General features: G+C 67.7%; 17 protein-coding genes. 2 read left to right on the top strand and 15 right to left on the bottom strand.

The genetic code is table 11. From position 1 onward, the window contains the following. Positions 1 to 86: 86 nt before the first annotated feature. The 13 genes from Q9K01_RS05090 to Q9K01_RS05030 form a co-directional block, all read right to left on the bottom strand. A complete protein-coding gene (locus tag Q9K01_RS05090; RefSeq protein WP_340324258.1) occupies positions 87 to 551 on the bottom strand; it encodes an ABA4-like family protein in 465 nt (154 codons plus the stop codon). Continuing rightward, positions 544 to 1,254, bottom strand: coding sequence for an NAD(P)H-binding protein (locus Q9K01_RS05085; protein WP_305929099.1), 711 nt, complete (start codon positions 1,252 to 1,254; stop codon positions 544 to 546). The genes Q9K01_RS05090 and Q9K01_RS05085 overlap by 8 nt, the downstream gene beginning before the upstream one ends. Continuing rightward, complete coding sequence (locus Q9K01_RS05080; RefSeq protein WP_305929098.1) at positions 1,247 to 2,416, bottom strand: deoxyguanosinetriphosphate triphosphohydrolase; 1,170 nt, start codon at positions 2,414 to 2,416, stop codon at positions 1,247 to 1,249. Before Q9K01_RS05080 ends, Q9K01_RS05085 begins: the two co-directional genes overlap by 8 nt. Before the next feature lie 105 nt (positions 2,417 to 2,521). Continuing rightward, positions 2,522 to 3,214, bottom strand: a complete 693-nt coding sequence (locus Q9K01_RS05075) for an aspartate/glutamate racemase family protein (RefSeq protein ID WP_305929097.1) — start codon at positions 3,212 to 3,214, stop codon at positions 2,522 to 2,524. Positions 3,215 to 3,312: 98 nt separating this feature from the next. After that, the gene (locus tag Q9K01_RS05070; RefSeq protein WP_305929096.1) at positions 3,313 to 4,332 is read right to left on the bottom strand and encodes an alpha/beta fold hydrolase; all 1,020 of its coding nucleotides are present in this window, start codon (positions 4,330 to 4,332) and stop codon (positions 3,313 to 3,315) included. Further along, positions 4,329 to 5,339 carry an SO2930 family diheme c-type cytochrome gene (locus Q9K01_RS05065; RefSeq protein ID WP_305929095.1) on the bottom strand — a complete coding sequence of 337 codons (1,011 nt, stop codon included), beginning with the start codon at positions 5,337 to 5,339 and terminating at the stop codon, positions 4,329 to 4,331. Before Q9K01_RS05065 ends, Q9K01_RS05070 begins: the two co-directional genes overlap by 4 nt. Beyond that, complete coding sequence (locus Q9K01_RS05060) at positions 5,336 to 6,553, bottom strand: parallel beta-helix domain-containing protein (RefSeq protein WP_305929094.1); 1,218 nt, start codon at positions 6,551 to 6,553, stop codon at positions 5,336 to 5,338. The genes Q9K01_RS05065 and Q9K01_RS05060 overlap by 4 nt, the downstream gene beginning before the upstream one ends. A 61-nt stretch (positions 6,554 to 6,614) precedes the next feature. Next, complete coding sequence (locus Q9K01_RS05055; protein ID WP_305929093.1) at positions 6,615 to 6,968, bottom strand: hypothetical protein; 354 nt, start codon at positions 6,966 to 6,968, stop codon at positions 6,615 to 6,617. A 4-nt stretch (positions 6,969 to 6,972) separates the two neighbouring features. Then, on the bottom strand, positions 6,973 to 8,505 hold the full coding sequence (locus tag Q9K01_RS05050) for an NAD(P)(+) transhydrogenase (Re/Si-specific) subunit beta (RefSeq protein WP_422785293.1): 1,533 nt from the start codon (positions 8,503 to 8,505) through the stop codon (positions 6,973 to 6,975). Positions 8,506 to 8,624: 119 nt separating this feature from the next. Continuing rightward, positions 8,625 to 8,909 (bottom strand): proton-translocating transhydrogenase family protein, encoded by a 285-nt coding sequence (locus tag Q9K01_RS05045; protein WP_305929091.1) that lies wholly within the window; start codon positions 8,907 to 8,909, stop codon positions 8,625 to 8,627. Further along, the gene (locus Q9K01_RS05040) at positions 8,909 to 9,277 is read right to left on the bottom strand and encodes an endonuclease domain-containing protein (RefSeq protein WP_340324257.1); all 369 of its coding nucleotides are present in this window, start codon (positions 9,275 to 9,277) and stop codon (positions 8,909 to 8,911) included. Before Q9K01_RS05040 ends, Q9K01_RS05045 begins: the two co-directional genes overlap by 1 nt. Before the next feature lie 128 nt (positions 9,278 to 9,405). Then, complete coding sequence (locus Q9K01_RS05035; protein WP_305929089.1) at positions 9,406 to 10,527, bottom strand: NAD(P) transhydrogenase subunit alpha; 1,122 nt, start codon at positions 10,525 to 10,527, stop codon at positions 9,406 to 9,408. 10 nt (positions 10,528 to 10,537) lie between these two features. After that, positions 10,538 to 10,666 (bottom strand): hypothetical protein, encoded by a 129-nt coding sequence (locus tag Q9K01_RS05030; protein ID WP_305929088.1) that lies wholly within the window; start codon positions 10,664 to 10,666, stop codon positions 10,538 to 10,540. A gap of 169 nt (positions 10,667 to 10,835) precedes the next feature. Here Q9K01_RS05030 and Q9K01_RS05025 point away from each other — a divergent pair, with 169 nt between their 5' ends. Together Q9K01_RS05025 and Q9K01_RS05020 are read left to right on the top strand one after the other, a co-directional pair. Then, positions 10,836 to 12,254: a sigma-54-dependent transcriptional regulator gene (locus Q9K01_RS05025; RefSeq protein ID WP_305929087.1), complete on the top strand. Its 1,419-nt coding sequence runs from the start codon at positions 10,836 to 10,838 to the stop codon at positions 12,252 to 12,254. 32 nt (positions 12,255 to 12,286) lie between these two features. Then, positions 12,287 to 13,063 carry an SDR family NAD(P)-dependent oxidoreductase gene (locus Q9K01_RS05020; protein WP_305929086.1) on the top strand — a complete coding sequence of 259 codons (777 nt, stop codon included), beginning with the start codon at positions 12,287 to 12,289 and terminating at the stop codon, positions 13,061 to 13,063. Between the two features lie 9 nt (positions 13,064 to 13,072). Here Q9K01_RS05020 and folP read toward each other — a convergent pair whose 3' ends face one another. Beyond that, positions 13,073 to 14,188, bottom strand: coding sequence for a dihydropteroate synthase (gene folP, locus Q9K01_RS05015; RefSeq protein ID WP_305929085.1), 1,116 nt, complete (start codon positions 14,186 to 14,188; stop codon positions 13,073 to 13,075). Positions 14,189 to 14,231: 43 nt separating this feature from the next. Continuing rightward, entirely contained in the window at positions 14,232 to 15,359 is a 1,128-nt protein-coding gene (locus Q9K01_RS05010) for a site-specific DNA-methyltransferase (protein ID WP_305929189.1), read from the bottom strand. Between the last annotated feature and the right edge of the window lie 128 nt (positions 15,360 to 15,487).

The raw sequence follows: 15,487 nt of genomic DNA, 5'->3' as shown, positions 1-15,487 counted from the left end.
TTCTCCCGGCGCCGTCTCGGTGCGGACGGATCGGGAGGCATCATGCCCTTAGCCGTGAACGAGTCCAGCCCAATCGCGCCCGAATTTCAGCGCCAACGCCCGAGCGCCTTGGCCCTTCTCTCGCGGACCGCCAACCACAGCACCAAGCCCAGCGGGCCGGCAAGGAAGGTCGCCAGCAACACCGGGGCCTGGACCAGCCGCGAGAAGCGCTTGGCGTCGGCATCGCGCGCGATCCACAAGCCCACGAAAAGGTCGAAGGCGAGATAATGGATCCAGCCCACCGTCAGCCCGCCCTCGCTGGCGAAGATCGCCCGGACGCCGGCGATGCTGGTGAAGTCCAGCGAGGGCGACTGCCCGCCGACCGGGTCGAGCCCGCCCGACACGATCCCGGCCAGCAGCCCGGCATAGGCGAGGCACAGCAGCCCGACGCCGAGATAGAGCACCGCCGAGAGCAGCGCCGGCCAGCGCGGCAGCAGGATCAGCCCCGTCCACATGATCATCGCCAGCATGTTGGCGGCGCCGAAGATTGCATCCCAGGCCATGTCAGTCATTCTTCGTTCCAGTCGCGTCGGGCATCGGCAGGCTGCGGGCTTCGCGGCGCAGCGCATCATGTTCGTGGACCAGCTTCGCGCGCGTGGATTTCCGCGCCAGCGCGAGCGCCGCGCGCGCGACCTCACTGGCGTCGATCGCCCGATAACGGCGGTATCTGCCATGCAATGCGAGATTGAACAGCGGGCTCAACGCGATGCCGAGCCGTTCGGCCTGGCGGCGATCGCCACCGCGTGCGCCGCGCAGCAGGCCGGGGCGCAGGACGTCGAGCCGGTGGAAGCCGATCCTGCCCAACTCGCGTTCGACCTCGCCCTTCACCTTAAAATAAAAGTTTCTCGCGAAGGGATCCGCTCCGACCGAGCTGACCGCAACCATCCGCGCCACCCCGTGCTGATGCGCCGCGCGGGCGGTGTCGAGCACCAGGCCCTCGTCCACCGCGCGGAACGCCGCCTCGTCCTCGCCGGCCTGCTTCCAGGTCGTGCCCAGCGCGCAGATCAGTGCCTGCGGGCGCAGCGCCTCGAAAACCTCGCCCCAATGCTCGGGATCGGCGACGAACAGCTCCATCCGCGCGCCCTTGGGCAGCGGCATCTCACGCCGCGCCACCGCTGCCAGCCGGACATCCTCGCGGCCGATGGCGGCGCGGATCACCTCGCGCCCGATCAACCCGGTGGCCCCGACCAGCGCGATGCGGATCGGATCAGACATTGCTCAAGCCTGCGGGCCGTCGGCCGTGCAGCCGGGCGTATTCGTCCATGGCGAAGCGATCGGTCATCCCGGCGATGAAATCGGCGATATGGCGCGCGCGCTGCGGCTCGTCCGCAGGGACGCTCGCGCGCCGGTCGCGCGGCAGGGCGGCGGGATCGTCCCGATAGGCGGCGAACAGGCTGGCTATCACCTCGCGCGCGCGCCCGGCGGTGATCTTCTGTTCGGGATGGTGATAGAGCTTGACATACATGAAGCTCTTGAGCCGCCGCTCGCGCTGCGCCATTTCGGCGGAGAACCCGGCGAGCGGCCCGCCTGCTTCGCGCACCTCCTCGATGCTGCCCAGACCCTGCACCCGCCCGGCGGTCTCGGCGACCACGTCATTGACCATCGCCCCGATCTGATCGCGCACCAGCTCGCGCAGCTTGCGGTCGTGCTCGGCATGGGGGAAGCGCCGCTCGACCGCGCGCCAGCGCTCGGCGACGAAATCGAGCGTGAGCAGATCGTCGAGCTGGAGGAAGCCACTGCGCAGCCCGTCGTCGATATCGTGATTGTCATAGGCGATGTCGTCGGCGACATTGGCTACCTGCGCCTCGAGCGAGGGCCATTGGCTCAAGCCCAGCGGGAATGCGGCATCGACTTCGGCCAGCGCCCAATTGGGGGCGGCGACCGGGCCGTTGTGCTTGGCCATTCCCTCGAGCGTTTCCCAGCTGAGGTTGAGCCCGTCGTGGCTGCAATAGGGGCTTTCGAGCCGCGCGAGCACGCGGATGCCATGGGCGTTGTGATCGTAGCCGCCGGCGCCCTGCATATCCTCGGCGAGCGCGTCTTCGCCCGCATGGCCGAAGGGCGGATGGCCGATATCGTGCGCGAGGCACAAAGCCTCGGTGAGATCCTCGTCCAGCCCCAGCAGCCGCGCGATCACCCGGCCGATCTGCGCTACCTCGAGGCTGTGGGTCAACCTGGTGCGGTAATAATCGCTGTCGGGCGAGATGAAGACCTGCGTCTTGGAGCGCAGCCGACGGAAGGCCATCGAATGGATGATCCGATCGCGGTCGCGCTGGAACGCGCTGCGCGGCCCGCGCGTGCCGCTCTCCTGCGGGAATTCGCGACCGCGCGAGCGCGCGGGATCGGCGGCATAGGTCGCGCGGGGAGAGGCAAGCGTCATGGCCGGAAGCGAGTATGGCAGGTACGCCGAGCGCTCAACGGGAACAGAGTGGCAACGGCGCGGCGAGCTTGTGCACAACCGCGCCGACGCCGCGCCTCGGACAGCCTACTCCGCCAGAATCCACTCCGCCGCCGCGCGGCAATGGGTGTCGGTGGTGTCGAACACCGGCAGCACATTGGCATCGGTATCGACCACCAGGCCCAGCTCGGTGCAGGCGAGCACGATGGCATCCGCGCCGCGCTGTTCCTTGCGGGTGATGATCGTCTTCAAGGCGCGTTCGGCGTCGCGGGTCACCTTGCCGAGCATCAGTTCCTTGAAGATGATCGAATCGACCATCTCGACATCGTCTTCCTCGGGCGCGATCAGGTTCACCCCGTGTTTGACGATCCGCTGGCGAAAGAAGCTCTCGGTCATGACGTTGCGGGTGCCGATCAGCACCGCGTCCTCGATCTTCGCTTCGGCCAGCGCCTCGCCCACCGTGTCGGCGATATGGATGATATCGACCCCGATCGCCTCGGCGACCCGGTCGTAAACGCGGTGCATCGAATTGGCGGCGATCACGATGGCGCCCGCCCCGGCGCTTTCGAGACGCCGGGCGCTGTCGATCAGCGTGGCGGCGGCGCGGTCCCACTCCTCCTCTTCGCGCACCGCGTAGAGTGGCGCGTATTCGAGGCTTTCGATCAGCAGCGGCGCGCTGTCGCGGGTGCTGCGCGCCTGCTGGATGTGGCGATTGATCCGTTCGTAATAGGCACGGGTCGAAACCCAGCTCATGCCCCCTATCAGCCCAAGTTTCCGCAAAACTGCCCGCCCTTCCTGAGTGTCATCGATTTCGCGCTCGAACCGGCGGGCGCCTGCTTGCCCCACCGCCGGATTACGACGTGTGAACGGCTATGGTTTCACCGGGTTCCGGCAAAGGTTGGCGCAGTGCCGTCGACAAGAGCTCTGGCCACGGCGGTTGGCTCGGGCTTGGCAAGCTCACGATCCGCCAGCCAGGCGCGCAGGTCGGCCACGCTGCGCCCGGCCGCCTCCTCCATCGGCAGGTGACCGATCCCCGGATAGGCCGCGAGCGTCGCATTCGGCAGATGTTCGCGGTACCACCCGGCCGCCGCATAGGGGATCAGCGCATCCTCCTCGCCCCACATCACCAGCGTCGGCACCGCAGCCTGCTCTATCTGCTCGGCGGTGAAATCCGGCGAACGATTGGCGAACCGCTCCGCCGTCGCCGCCCGATTGCCGGGATAGCGCGCCAGTTCCCAATAGCGGTCCACCACTTCGGGCGTGACCACCGCCTCGTTGGAGACCGACTGGCGCAGGCTCTTCTCGACCAGCGAGCGCGGCAGGATCGAACTCAGCAGCGCTCCGACGCCCGGAATTTGCGCAAGTGTGAAAGCGATATTGCCGCCGCCCTCGCGCTCCACCGGCGCCCCGCTGGCATCCACCAGTACCAGCCCGGCCAGCCGTTCGGGATGGGCCAGCGCATAGGCCATCGCGATCCCGCCGCCCATCGAATTGCCCGCCAGTACGAAACGCTCGAGGCCGAGCGCATCGGTCACGCGATCGACATCGGCGACGAAGGCTTCGCGCGCGTAATCGCCATCGAGAGCCGAGCCGGTAAGGCCGTGGCCGCGCTGGTCGAAGCGGATCACGCGGTAATCCCCGCGCAGATCCTCCGTCCAGTCCTGCCAGGTATGGAGATCGGCGTTGGAGCCGTGGAGCAGGACGATGGCGGGGGCACCGCGCGGCCCCTCGTCGCGCAGATGGACGGTGGAGCCATTCGCCAGCTCGACGAATTGCGACGGCGGTCCGCCGTATTTTGCGCGCATCGCTGCGGGGTCGGTATCGGGTACGCGCAGCACCAGAAAAGTCGCGGCGACGACCACGATCAGCAGCGCGAGCCCGCGCCAGAGCCATTTCATTGCGTCATCCCCTCGATCCAGCGCGCGACCACGGCAAGCCCCTCGCGATCCACGGTCGATTTGCCGAGCTCGGGCATGGCGACGCCGGGCTCGGTGCTGTCCATCCGGTGGACCAGAATGGACATCTCCGGATCGCCCGGGACGATCCCGAATTCATGACCGCCCGAGCCGCGTCCGGCAGCCACCGGGCGTTTGAACACCCCGTACGCCTCGGGATCGCGCTGTTCCCAGCGCAGGTCGAGCCCGCTGTTCGAGGCGGTCGCACCGGGCCGGTGGCAATGGGCGCAATTGACGTCGAGATAGGCGCGTGCCGCCAGTTCGATCGGCGCCTGCGCGCGGTTTTCCCAGCGCGGCAGGGTATCCGCGCCCTCGGGCACTGCGCCGACCACCGCTTCGAGCCAGCCTGCGTCCAGATTGCGCGTCTTGGGTCCGATCGGCACCACCGCGCCTTCGAGCCCGTGGCACTCCTTGCACTGGTTCTTGTTCGGGATGCGGTAGCTGATCGTCTCTCCCTCGGGCGTGACGACCTGCGTGCGCCCGCCCGCCAGCGCCAGTTCCGCTTCGGTCTGCTCCGCGTTCCAGCGATAGGGAAGCGCCACCCAGCCCTCGCTGCGGTGGAGTAGCACGCGGGTTTCGATCAGCCGCCGCTGCGCCCCCTCGCCGAAGGCGAAGGTCTTGATCAGCGCGGTACCGACCGGGAAGCGCAGCAGCCCCTCGCCATCCGCCGCGATCCGCTGCCCCTGCGGCACATAGACGAAGCGCAGCTTGTCCGCCCCGTCGGAATAGAGCGGAGTGTTGAGGCGATAGGGGGTGACGCCAACGGCCGGCTGTTGGCGCGGCGCATCGGCGAAGAAGCCGTATTCCTCCAGTGTGGCGGGCATTCCGTCCAGCACGGCGGCATCGCTCACCGCCATGACCGGTTCCGCCGCACCGCGCCCGGGATTGAGGGCGATGCTGCCCGCCAGCGCCAGCGCGGCGGCCCCGAGCAGGATCGCCGCCGGCTTCACTTGAGCCGCGCCTCCAGCTCCGCGCCGGCACCCCAGCCCTCGGTTGCGACCGGTTCGCCGGGCGCGCCGACAGCGAGTGGACCCGGACGGGCACTGGCCATTCCCTGGCCCTGCTCGGTGAGGTTGAGCGTCCAGCCGGCGATGTCCGGGTGGACCGTCAGCGTGGTGGCCGCCGGATCGCCGGTCAAACCGTCCCACATCACCGGCGGCAAGGCGCCCCCGAACGCGGCCAGCAATTGTTCGGCGCCGTCGATCTGCGGATCGGTGCCGCCCGCGTCGACCTGGTTCCAGGCGACCGTGACGTTGCGCGGATAGGGATCGTAGTCCGGATCGTCGAACGCCAGCGGATAGGCGATCACCATGATCGGCGCGGTCGGATTGTCGTAGAGCAGGTTCTCGCCGACCCAGACGTTGTCATTGGCCATCACCATGATCCCGGTGCCGCGCCGCACGCTGGCGACGATATTGCCCTCGGGCGCGAAATTGGCGGTGGTGTTGGCGGCAACGAGGTTGTCGCGCACCAGCACATTGCCGCCGCCCATCACCGGCAGATCGGGCAGGTCGAACACCAGGATGCCGCCGGTGTTGCGGCTGACGAAATTGCGCTCGACCACGGCGTCGCGGCTGTTCTCGATCTCGATACCGGCGACATTGTCGGTGGCGACCGAATTGCGCACCGTGATCCGGTTCGACTGCCCGACATAGATGCCCGCGTCCGACGCGCCCGAGACTTCGCTGGAGTCGATCAGGATGTTCGTGCTCTCGACCGGGTAGAGCCCATAGGCGCCATTGGTCGCTTTGGGCCCGCCGGTCCAGGTGACCCGCACCGCGTGATAGACGATGTCGTCGGCGCCCTTGGACTTGATCCCGTCGCCCTTGGGGTTCTCGACCCCGAAATCGCGCAGAGTAACGCCGTCCGAGGTCACCAGCAGCCCCTCGCCCGAACCCTGCTGGCCGGTAAAATCGAGCACGCTGGCGTGCATACCCGCGCCGCGCACGGTGACGTTGTCAACATCGAGGCTGAGCCCGTCGGCCATGGCGAAACGGCCCGCCTCGAGCACGATCTCGTCGCCCGGCTCAGCGAGGATCAGCGCTTCCTGCAACCGCTCCTGCGCACCCTCGCCCGGCGCGATGGTGTGGGTGGCGGCCAGCACCGGCGCGGTGGAGGCCAGCGCGAGCGCGGCGATCGCCGGTGGGATAATCAGTCGGATCATGGCAGTCTCTCCCTCTTTTTTGCGGCATAGTGCCGCAAGGGGGAGGGAATGCAAGCGCGACCTATTGTGCGCGCCTGCCGAAGCCCAGCGCGCAGATCGCGGCGGCGGTGGCGGTGACTTCGACGGCTTCGGGATCGTCGACCCGGCGCACCCGCGCGAGAATCTCGCCCGACGAGAGCGGGGTGGCGGTCTCCCCCTCCTGCGCGCCCAGCCGCTCGAGCTTGCGCAATTGGTTGAGCGTGAGCCGCTCGGTCATCCGCGCGGCCATGCAGCCAGCCTGCTCCTGCGGCACCCCAGCATCGACCAGCGCGGCCTCGACCCGGCGCTGCGTCACCTCCTCGACGCCGCCGAAATAGCCCCACAGGCCGAGACCGGCGAGCGCGACGACGAGTATGACGAGAAGCGTGCGGCGCATCGGATCAGTCCATCGCCTTGACGATTTCCTCGACCATCTTCTTGGCGTCGGACAGCAGCATCATCGTCTGGTCCATGTAGAAGACATCATTGTCGACCCCCGCATAGCCGACCCCGCCCATGCTGCGCTTGATGAAGAACACCTGCTTGGCGTTGCCGACATCGAACACCGGCATGCCGTAGATGGGGGAGCTCTTGTCGGTCTTGGCCGCCGGGTTGACGACATCGTTGGCGCCGATGATGAAGGCGACATCGGCCTGCGCGAATTCCGAATTGATGTCCTCGAGTTCGAACACCTCGTCATAGGGCACGTTCGCCTCGGCCAGCAGCACATTCATGTGCCCCGGCATCCGCCCCGCGACCGGGTGGATGGCGTATTTGACCTCGACCCCCTTCTCCTTCAGCACGTCGCCCATCTCGCGCAGGGCGTGCTGCGCCTGCGCCACCGCCATGCCGTAGCCGGGGATGATGATGACCTTCTCGGCCTGTTCGAGCATGAAGGCGGCATCGGCGGCGCTGCCCTGCTTGTAGGGGCGCTGCTCGCGCGCCTCGCCGCCGCCTCCGGCACTGCTGTCCGCGCCGAAACCGCCCGCTATCACCGAAAGGAAGCTGCGGTTCATCGCCCGGCACATGATGTAGCTGAGGATCGCGCCCGACGAACCGACCAGCGCGCCGGTGACGATCATGGCGGTGTTGCCCAGCGTGAACCCCATCGCCGCCGCCGCCCAGCCCGAATAGCTGTTCAGCATCGAGACCACGACAGGCATGTCCGCCCCGCCGATGGGGACGATCAGCAGGAAACCGATCACGAAGGCGAGCACGGTCAGGCCGACGATCAGCGGCAACGTGTCGCCGGGAGTGGCCATCGCGAACAGCGCGGTCAGCACCACGATCGCGGCCAGCGTGGCGAGGTTGACGACATGCCGCGCGGGCAGCAGGATCGGCGATCCGCTCATCCGTCCCGAAAGCTTGAGGAAGGCGATGACCGAACCCGAAAAGGTGATCGCCCCGATGGCGATCCCGAGACCCATCTCGATCTTGCTCACCGCGCCGATCCCGCCGTCCGCAGTCACCAATCCGAAAGCCGCAGGGTTGAGATAGGCCGCCCAGCCCACCAGCACCGCGGCGAGGCCGACGAGCGAGTGGAACGCTGCGACCAGTTCGGGCATCGCGGTCATGGCGATGCGGCGGGCGATGGTGAGGCCGATGATTGCGCCGATGGCGATGGCGATAAGAATCTCGCCGACCAGAACCCAGTCGAGGACGATGAGCTCGGTACAGAAACCAAACTCACCCCTTGCTGCAAACTCTTCGCAACCGACTATTTTAGTTGGCCAATGCGTGACCAGCGTCGTCACCACCGCGATCAGCATGCCCGCCATGCCGAAGCGGTTGCCCGTCCGGCTGGTCGCGGGCGAGGACAGGCCGCGCAGAGCGAGGATGAAGAAGATGCCGGCGACGAGATAGGCGAGCGCGACCCAGGGGTTCACGGGCTCGCCTGTGGCGGCGTGCGCGGGGGTGGCACTGAATGCAGCCAGCAGAAATAGCGTCACCCCGGACTTGATCCGGGGTCCAGCTACTGTGTGCGCTGCGCCGGAAACAAGCTGGACCCCGGCTCGGGGGCCGGGGTGACGAAGAGTGGTGGGGGAGGAGACCATCACTTCTTCTCCTTCTTCCGGTACATCGCCAGCATCCGTTCGGTGACCGCGAAGCCGCCGAAGATGTTGACGCTCGCCAGCACCACCCCCGCCAGCCCCAGCCATTTCGCCGCCGGACTCCCCGCCTCCGCCGCCGCGATCAGCGCGCCGACGATGATCACCGAGGAGATCGCATTGGTCACCGCCATCAACGGCGTGTGCAGCGCCGGAGTGACCGACCAGACGACGTAATAGCCCACGAAGCAGGCCAGCACGAAGATCGACAGGATTGAGATGAAGTCCACTAGCCGGTCACTCCGAGAAATCCTCCCCCCCTGGGGGAGGTGGCAGCCGCGCCAGCGGCTGACGGTGGGGGCGGATCCGCGCAATAGCGAACGACGGCATCCGCAACGGCGGCAACGTCTCGCAGCACCTCTGCTGCCGGGATCCGGAGCACTTCGACGCCCTGTCGGCGCAGCCAGGCATCGCGGCTGCTGTCCCGCATCGGTCGGTTGCCCCGGTCATGCGCAATGCCGTCGATCTCGACTGCGATGCGCTTGGATGCGCGGAAGAAATCGATCACGTAGTCGCCGAGCGGGTGCTGCTTGCGGAATTTCACCCCCATCGGATTGCCGCGAAGGCGGTTCCATAGCAGCACCTCGGGAAGGCTCATGGTCGACCGCAGCTTTCTTGCTCGCTGGAGAGCCTTGGAGGAATGGTCTTGCATTCAGCCCCCCTCCGTCAGCGCTGCGCGCTGCCACCTCCCCCAAGAGGGGAGGATTTCGGAGGCGCTGTAGCGGTTCACTTCATCAACCTCGCGCTCACCACCTGGCCGCCCTGCGTCAGCCGCACCGCGTCGCCGATTTCCTCGTCGAGCACCGGCTTGCCCTGCTCGGCGTCCCAGAATGCGCTGAGAAAATTGTAGAGGTTGCGCGAATAGAGCGCGCTGGCATCGGCGGCGAGATGGCCTGCGGTGTTGGCATAGCCGATGATCTTGACGCCGTGCTTTTGCGTCACCTGATCCGCCACCGAACCCTCGACATTGCCGCCCTGCGCCACCGCGAGATCGAAGATCACGCTGCCCGGCTTCATGCTGGCGATCTGCGCGTCGCTGACGAGCCGGGGAGCCGCACGGCCGGGGATCAGCGCGGTGGTGATGACGATGTCCTGCTTGGCGATGTGCGAACTCACCAGTTCGGCCTGCGCCGCCTGATACTCCTCGCTCATCTCGGTGGCATAGCCGCCCGAGCCTTCGCCTTCGATACCGGCCACGTTCTCGACGAAGATCGGCTTTGCGCCCAGCGACTGGATCTGTTCCTTCGTGGCGCTGCGCACGTCGGTCGCGCTTACCTGCGCCCCCAGCCGCTTGGCGGTGGCGATCGCCTGCAGCCCCGCGACGCCCACGCCCATCACGAACACCCGCGCCGCCTGCACCGTGCCGGCGGCCGTCATCATCATCGGGAAGGCGCGGCCATAGGTGTCGGCGCTGGCGATCACCGCCTTGTAGCCGGCGAGGTTGGACTGACTGGAAAGCACGTCCATGCTTTGCGCACGGGTGATCCGCGGCATGAATTCCATCGCGAGCGCCTCGAACCCGGCCGCGGCATAGGCATCGACCCGCTCGCGCGCCGCAAAGGGATCGAACATCGCCGCGATCCAGGCGCCAGGCTGCGCGCCCGCAAGCGCGAGCGGATCGGGGGCCTGCACGCCCAGCACGATGTCCGCGCCGGCGACCGCCTGGGGCCCGGTAACAACCTCGGCCCCCGCCTCGCGATAGGACTCGTCGGGGATGGAAGCACCGGTCCCGGCACCCTCCTCGATCGCGACACTGGCGCCCAGCGCGATGAATTTCTTCACCGTCTCGGGTGTGGCGGCGACGCGGTGTTCGCCGGCCGCGCTTTCCTTCAGGACCGCGATGCGCACTAGGCCGCGATCAATCCGCGATCAGAATGACGATGACGAGCGTGATGATCGCGAGCAGCGGCACGACCCATTTGAGGCTCCCGATGAAGCGGTCGTAGGTCTTGGTGGCCGATTTCATGTCGTTATGCGGCGAAGCCATGTATTCCCCCGGCTGGAAACGGTTGCAATGCGTCGCTCTATCGCGAGGCGTGCGACCGCTCAAGCCCCGCCCGCCGCGCAACAGCCTTAATCCGCTTTTTACCCATTTCGCCTAAGCCGTTTGTCCGTCGGGAATTTTCCGGCGCGGATGGAAATGGGCGGAAACCATTATGGCGGAGAGCGAAACGCGCCTCCTGATGCTGATCGACGACGAGCCGGCACAATGCCGGCTCGTGGCCGCGCTCGCTGCGCGCGAGGGCTGGCGCACGGTGGTGGCGGGATCGGCGGAAGAGGCGCTCGACCTGCTCGCCACGCCCGAGTGCCATGATCTTGCCGCCATCCTGCTCGACCAATGGGTTCCGGGCGAGGATGCCTGCGATCTCATCCGTTCGCTCAAGTCCGGTCGTCCAGCGGTTCCGGTGCTGATGATCACCGCCAGCGCTTCGCCGCTGCTCGCCGTCGAGGCGATGCGCGCGGGCGCCACCGATTATCTGATCAAACCGGTCGCTCCCGAACGGCTGCTGTCGACCCTGCGCAGCGCGACCCGCGCCGAAGCGCCCAAAGCCGAATTGCAGCCGCTGGCCGAGAAAATGCCCGCTACGCTCGATTTCGATGCGATGGTCGGCACCGCTCCGCCCTTCCGCACCGCGCTCGCCAAGGCAGCCACCGCCGCGCGCGGCCACGGCCATGTGATCGTCGAAGGCGAGACCGGCACCGGCAAGGAAATGCTGATGCGGGCCATGCACACCTCCAGCCCGCGCGCAAAGGCGCCGATGCGGATGATCGCGATCGGCGGAACCTCCGCCGGCTCGATCGAATCCTTGCTGTTCGGCCATGAGCAGGGCGCCTTTCCCGGCGCCTTCGACCAGCAGGTCGGCGCACTCCAGCAATGCGACGGCGGCACGCTGCTGCTCGACGAGATCGACCGGCTCGAACCGGCGCTGCAGGCGCGTCTGGCCGAGGTGCTCGCCAGCGGCGTGGTGCGCCCCACCGGAGCCGGTCACGGCTTCAAGATCGATGTCCGGATCATGGCGGCGAGCGATCTGCCGCTGGCGGCGTTGGTCGCGGCGGGCGAGTTCGACGGCAAACTCTACGAGAGCCTCAACGGCACGCTGGTGCAGTTGCCTGCGCTGCGCGAGCGCGCGGGCGATATCCCGGCGCTGACTCGCTATTTCCTCGGCCGGATCGGCGAGCAGCCGGGCCTGCGCCACCATTCGATCGCCGACAGCGGGCTCAACCTGCTCGAAGCCTACGACTGGCCGGGCAATGTCCGCCAGCTGCAGGCGGTGCTGTTCCGTGCCGCGGTGTTCTGCGACGGCGAATCGCTGACCGCCCAGAGCTTCCCGCAATTGTCCGAATTGCTCGGAACCATGGAGGACCGCGCCGAAAGCCGCCAGCGCGGCCTCGGCGTCATGCTCTACACCGACGACGGCAATCTGCGCGCGCTCGAGGAGATCGAGGCCGACGTGATCCGCCTCGCCATCGGCCATTATCGCGGGCGGATGACCGAAGTCGCACGCCGCCTGGGGATCGGCCGGTCGACGCTCTACCGCAAGCTCGGCGACCTCGGGATCGACAACGCCGCCTGATCTGCCTAGCTCCCCAGCCGGAGCGAGGGACCATGAGCGATACATCTGCATACACCACGAGAACCGCGCTGGTCACCGGTGCCGCCTCGGGCATCGGCGCGGCCAGCGCACGCTGGCTCGACCGGCAGGGGATCGGACGACTGATCCTGGTCGATCGCGACGCCGCGGGTCTCGACGCGCTGGAACTGTCCTGCCCGGTCCAGGCGGTTGTCGGCGACGTGGCCGAAGAGGCCTTGTGGACCGGGCTGGATGCGCGGCTGGAAGGGCTCGACCACGCGGTCCTCAACGCCGGGATCGCCACAGGCGGCGCAATCGCGGACCACTCCTTCGAAGACTGGCGACGGGTCATGGCGGTCAATCTGGACGGCGCGTTCCTGTCGCTACGGGCTGCTCTGGGGGCGATGCGCCGGCGCGAGCCGGCAGCGGGGCGGCGCGGCAGTATCGTGCTGACCGCATCGGTTACCGGGATCAGGCCGGTGGCGGGCATCGGCGCCTATGGCATCGCCAAAGCGGGGGTGGCGCATATGGCACGCATCGCCGCGCTGGAAGTCGCGGGCGAAGGCATTCGGGTCAACGCGATCGCACCGGGCGGGGTCGATACCGCCATCTGGGAAAGCTCGGCGGATTTTCGCGCGGGTGTCGAGCGGCACGGACGCGATGCCACGCTGCAAGCGATGGCCGCGACCACTCCGCGCGGCCGCTTCGCCACGCCCGACGAGCTGGCGGGCGAGATCGGGTTTCTGCTGAGCGATGCGGCGGCCAACATCACCGGGACCGTGCTGGTCAGCGACGGAGGCTATTCGCTCTAAGGCTGCGAGTCAGCCCGGCAGATCGGAAAAATCGGTCAGCGCCGCGTCGCGCAAGCCGCGCCATACGTTGCGCGCCTGGACCGTCTCGGCCACATCGTGGACGCGCAGCAGCTGGACCCCTGCATTCATTCCCGCCAGCGCCAGCGCGAGGCTGCCGCCCAGGCGGTGCCCGACCGGCGCTTCGTTCGACAGCGCCCCGATCATCCGCTTGCGGCTGGCCCCCAGCAGCAGCGGGTGTCCCAGCGCGTGGAACAGCGGCAGCGCGTTGATCAGCGCGGTGTTGTCGGCCAGCGACTTGCCGAAACCGATGCCCGGATCGAGCAGGATGTTCGCCGGTGCGATCCCCGCCGCCAGCGCGGCATCGCGGCGCGCGTGCAGCGCGTCGAAGACGTCGAACACCGTGTTGCCGTAACCGCTCCCAGCGTGCAGATCGTCGCCCGCCGCGCCCGGCGCATGCATCAGCACCACCGGGCAGCCGCGCTCCGCCACCATTTCGAGGCTGCGCGGATCGTGCGCTAGGCCCGAGACGTCGTTGACCATCTGCGCGCCGGCATCGAGCGCAGCTTCCATCACCGCAGCCTTGCGGGTATCGATGCTGATCGCCGCGCCCATGGCCGCGCAAGCCTCGATCGCGGGGACCACGCGCGCGATCTCGTCCCCTTCCCAGAGCACCGGCGCGCCCGGCCGCGTGCTCTCGCCGCCGATATCGAGCAGTGCCGCGCCCGCCTCGACCATCGCCGCGGCGTGGTCGCGCCCGGCTTCGGGGTCCTCGAGGAAGCGCCCGCCATCGGAGAAGCTGTCGGGGGTGACGTTGAGGATCGCCATCACCTGCGGCTGGTCGAGCCGGATGGTGCGCGCGCCCAGAGCGAGCGATGGATGCGCGAGCGTGAGGTTGGCCCATTGCGCCTCGGCCTCCGCGCCTGCTGCGTCTGGGAGCTGGCCGAGCACCTCCCTCATCATGTCGGGCGACGCGAGCCAGCGCTCGACCACCTCGCCATCGCGCCGCAGGATCACCGCGAAGCGGCTCGCATAGACCATTCCGCCCGCCAGCCGGATCGCGTTGCCATGCTCGCTCTGCGGGCCGGGTGCGAAACCGACCGGGCGGATGTAGATGCGGTCGGTCATCGCTTAACGCTCCAATCGCCTCGTCGGCGAGCAACCTCGGCGATCAATCCTCGGTCGCCAGCAGGTACATTTGCCGCGCCGCGTCGATTGGGACCACCTCGCCGCCCTTGTCGTAGTGCCAGAAGCTCCAGCCGTTGCAACTCGGCGCGCCCTGCAGATCCTTGCCCAGCCCGTGGATCGAGCCGGTCTGCTTCTCGTATGCCAGCGAGCCGTCGGCGCGGACCACCGCGGTCCAGCGGCGCTTGCGATCGAACAATTGCGTACCCGGCGGGATCAGCCCGTTCTCGACCAGCGCACCGAAGGCCACCCGCGGCGCATCGCGGCGGCTCTGCATCGTGGCGAGCGCGCTTTCGTCGAGCGGGAGTTCCTTGGCGATCCGCTTGCGCGCCGCATCGCGATAGGGCGCCTCCCGCTCGCAACCGATCCAGTCGCGGCCCAGCCTGGTCGCCACCGCGCCGGTGGTGCCGGTGCCGAAGAAGGGATCGAGCACGACATCGCCGCGCTCGGTGGTCGCCAGCAGTACGCGGTAGAGCAGCGATTCGGGCTTCTGCGTCGGGTGGACCTTGGTGCCGCCCTCCTTCAATCGCTCGCCGCCGCTGCAGATCGGCAGCACCCAGTCGCTGCGCATCTGCAGCTCGTCGTTGAGCGTCTTCATCGCGCGGTAGTTGAAGTGGTACTTGGCCTTCTCGCCCTGACTGCACCACAGCAGCGTCTCATGCGCATTGGTGAAGCGGGTGCCCTTGAAATTGGGCATGGGATTGGTCTTGCGCCAGACGATGTCGTTGAGGATCCAGAACCCCAGATCCTGCAGGATCGCCCCGACGCGGTAGATGTTGTGATAGCTGCCGATCACCCACAGCGCGCCGTCGGGCTTGAGAACCCGTTTGCACTCGCGCAGCCAGGCGGTTGTGAAATCGTCGTAAGTGCGGAAGCTGGCGAATTTGTCCCAATCGTCAGTGACCGCATCGACTTGGCTGCCGTCGGGCCGGTTGAGATCGCCCCCGAGCTGCAGATTGTATGGCGGATCGGCGAAGACCAGATCGACCGAAGCGGTCGGCAGTTCGCGGAGCCGCTCGACGCAATCGCCATCGAGAATCTGCCCCAGCGGCAATTGCGAGATCGCCGCGCGCGGCGCTGCGATGGCCGCTTCGCGCGCTTCGACGCGCGTCATTCCGGCCTCGAGGACCCCCATGTCATATTCCCCCATCTGCAGTTATCCACAGGGTGAATCCAAGCCGCCGTCAGGTCAAGGCCGGAGTTCTAAGGGACCATGGTTAATTCCGCGTTAGCCATGAAGGA

The sequence above is a fragment of the Qipengyuania benthica genome (assembly GCF_030717865.1).
In the GTDB taxonomy this organism is placed as follows: Bacteria; Pseudomonadota; Alphaproteobacteria; order Sphingomonadales; family Sphingomonadaceae; genus Qipengyuania; species Qipengyuania benthica.
The sequence above is the reverse complement of the archived record's forward strand: the minus strand, read 5'-3'. Positions and strand labels throughout refer to the sequence as shown.

Coding starts and splice junctions, on each gene's coding strand:
- Q9K01_RS05025 (WP_305929087.1), top strand. CDS start 10,836: ATGGCGGAGAGCGAAACGCGCCTCCTGATGCTGATCGACGACGAGCCG.
- Q9K01_RS05020 (WP_305929086.1), top strand. CDS start 12,287: ATGAGCGATACATCTGCATACACCACGAGAACCGCGCTGGTCACCGGT.
- Q9K01_RS05030 (WP_305929088.1), bottom strand. CDS start 10,666: ATGGCTTCGCCGCATAACGACATGAAATCGGCCACCAAGACCTACGAC.
- Q9K01_RS05040 (WP_340324257.1), bottom strand. CDS start 9,277: ATGAGCCTTCCCGAGGTGCTGCTATGGAACCGCCTTCGCGGCAATCCG.
- Q9K01_RS05060 (WP_305929094.1), bottom strand. CDS start 6,553: ATGATCCGACTGATTATCCCACCGGCGATCGCCGCGCTCGCGCTGGCC.
- Q9K01_RS05010 (WP_305929189.1), bottom strand. CDS start 15,359: ATGACGCGCGTCGAAGCGCGCGAAGCGGCCATCGCAGCGCCGCGCGCG.
- Q9K01_RS05090 (WP_340324258.1), bottom strand. CDS start 551: ATGACTGACATGGCCTGGGATGCAATCTTCGGCGCCGCCAACATGCTG.
- Q9K01_RS05070 (WP_305929096.1), bottom strand. CDS start 4,332: ATGAAATGGCTCTGGCGCGGGCTCGCGCTGCTGATCGTGGTCGTCGCC.
- folP (WP_305929085.1), bottom strand. CDS start 14,188: ATGACCGACCGCATCTACATCCGCCCGGTCGGTTTCGCACCCGGCCCG.
- Q9K01_RS05055 (WP_305929093.1), bottom strand. CDS start 6,968: ATGCGCCGCACGCTTCTCGTCATACTCGTCGTCGCGCTCGCCGGTCTC.
- Q9K01_RS05085 (WP_305929099.1), bottom strand. CDS start 1,254: ATGTCTGATCCGATCCGCATCGCGCTGGTCGGGGCCACCGGGTTGATC.
- Q9K01_RS05080 (WP_305929098.1), bottom strand. CDS start 2,416: ATGACGCTTGCCTCTCCCCGCGCGACCTATGCCGCCGATCCCGCGCGC.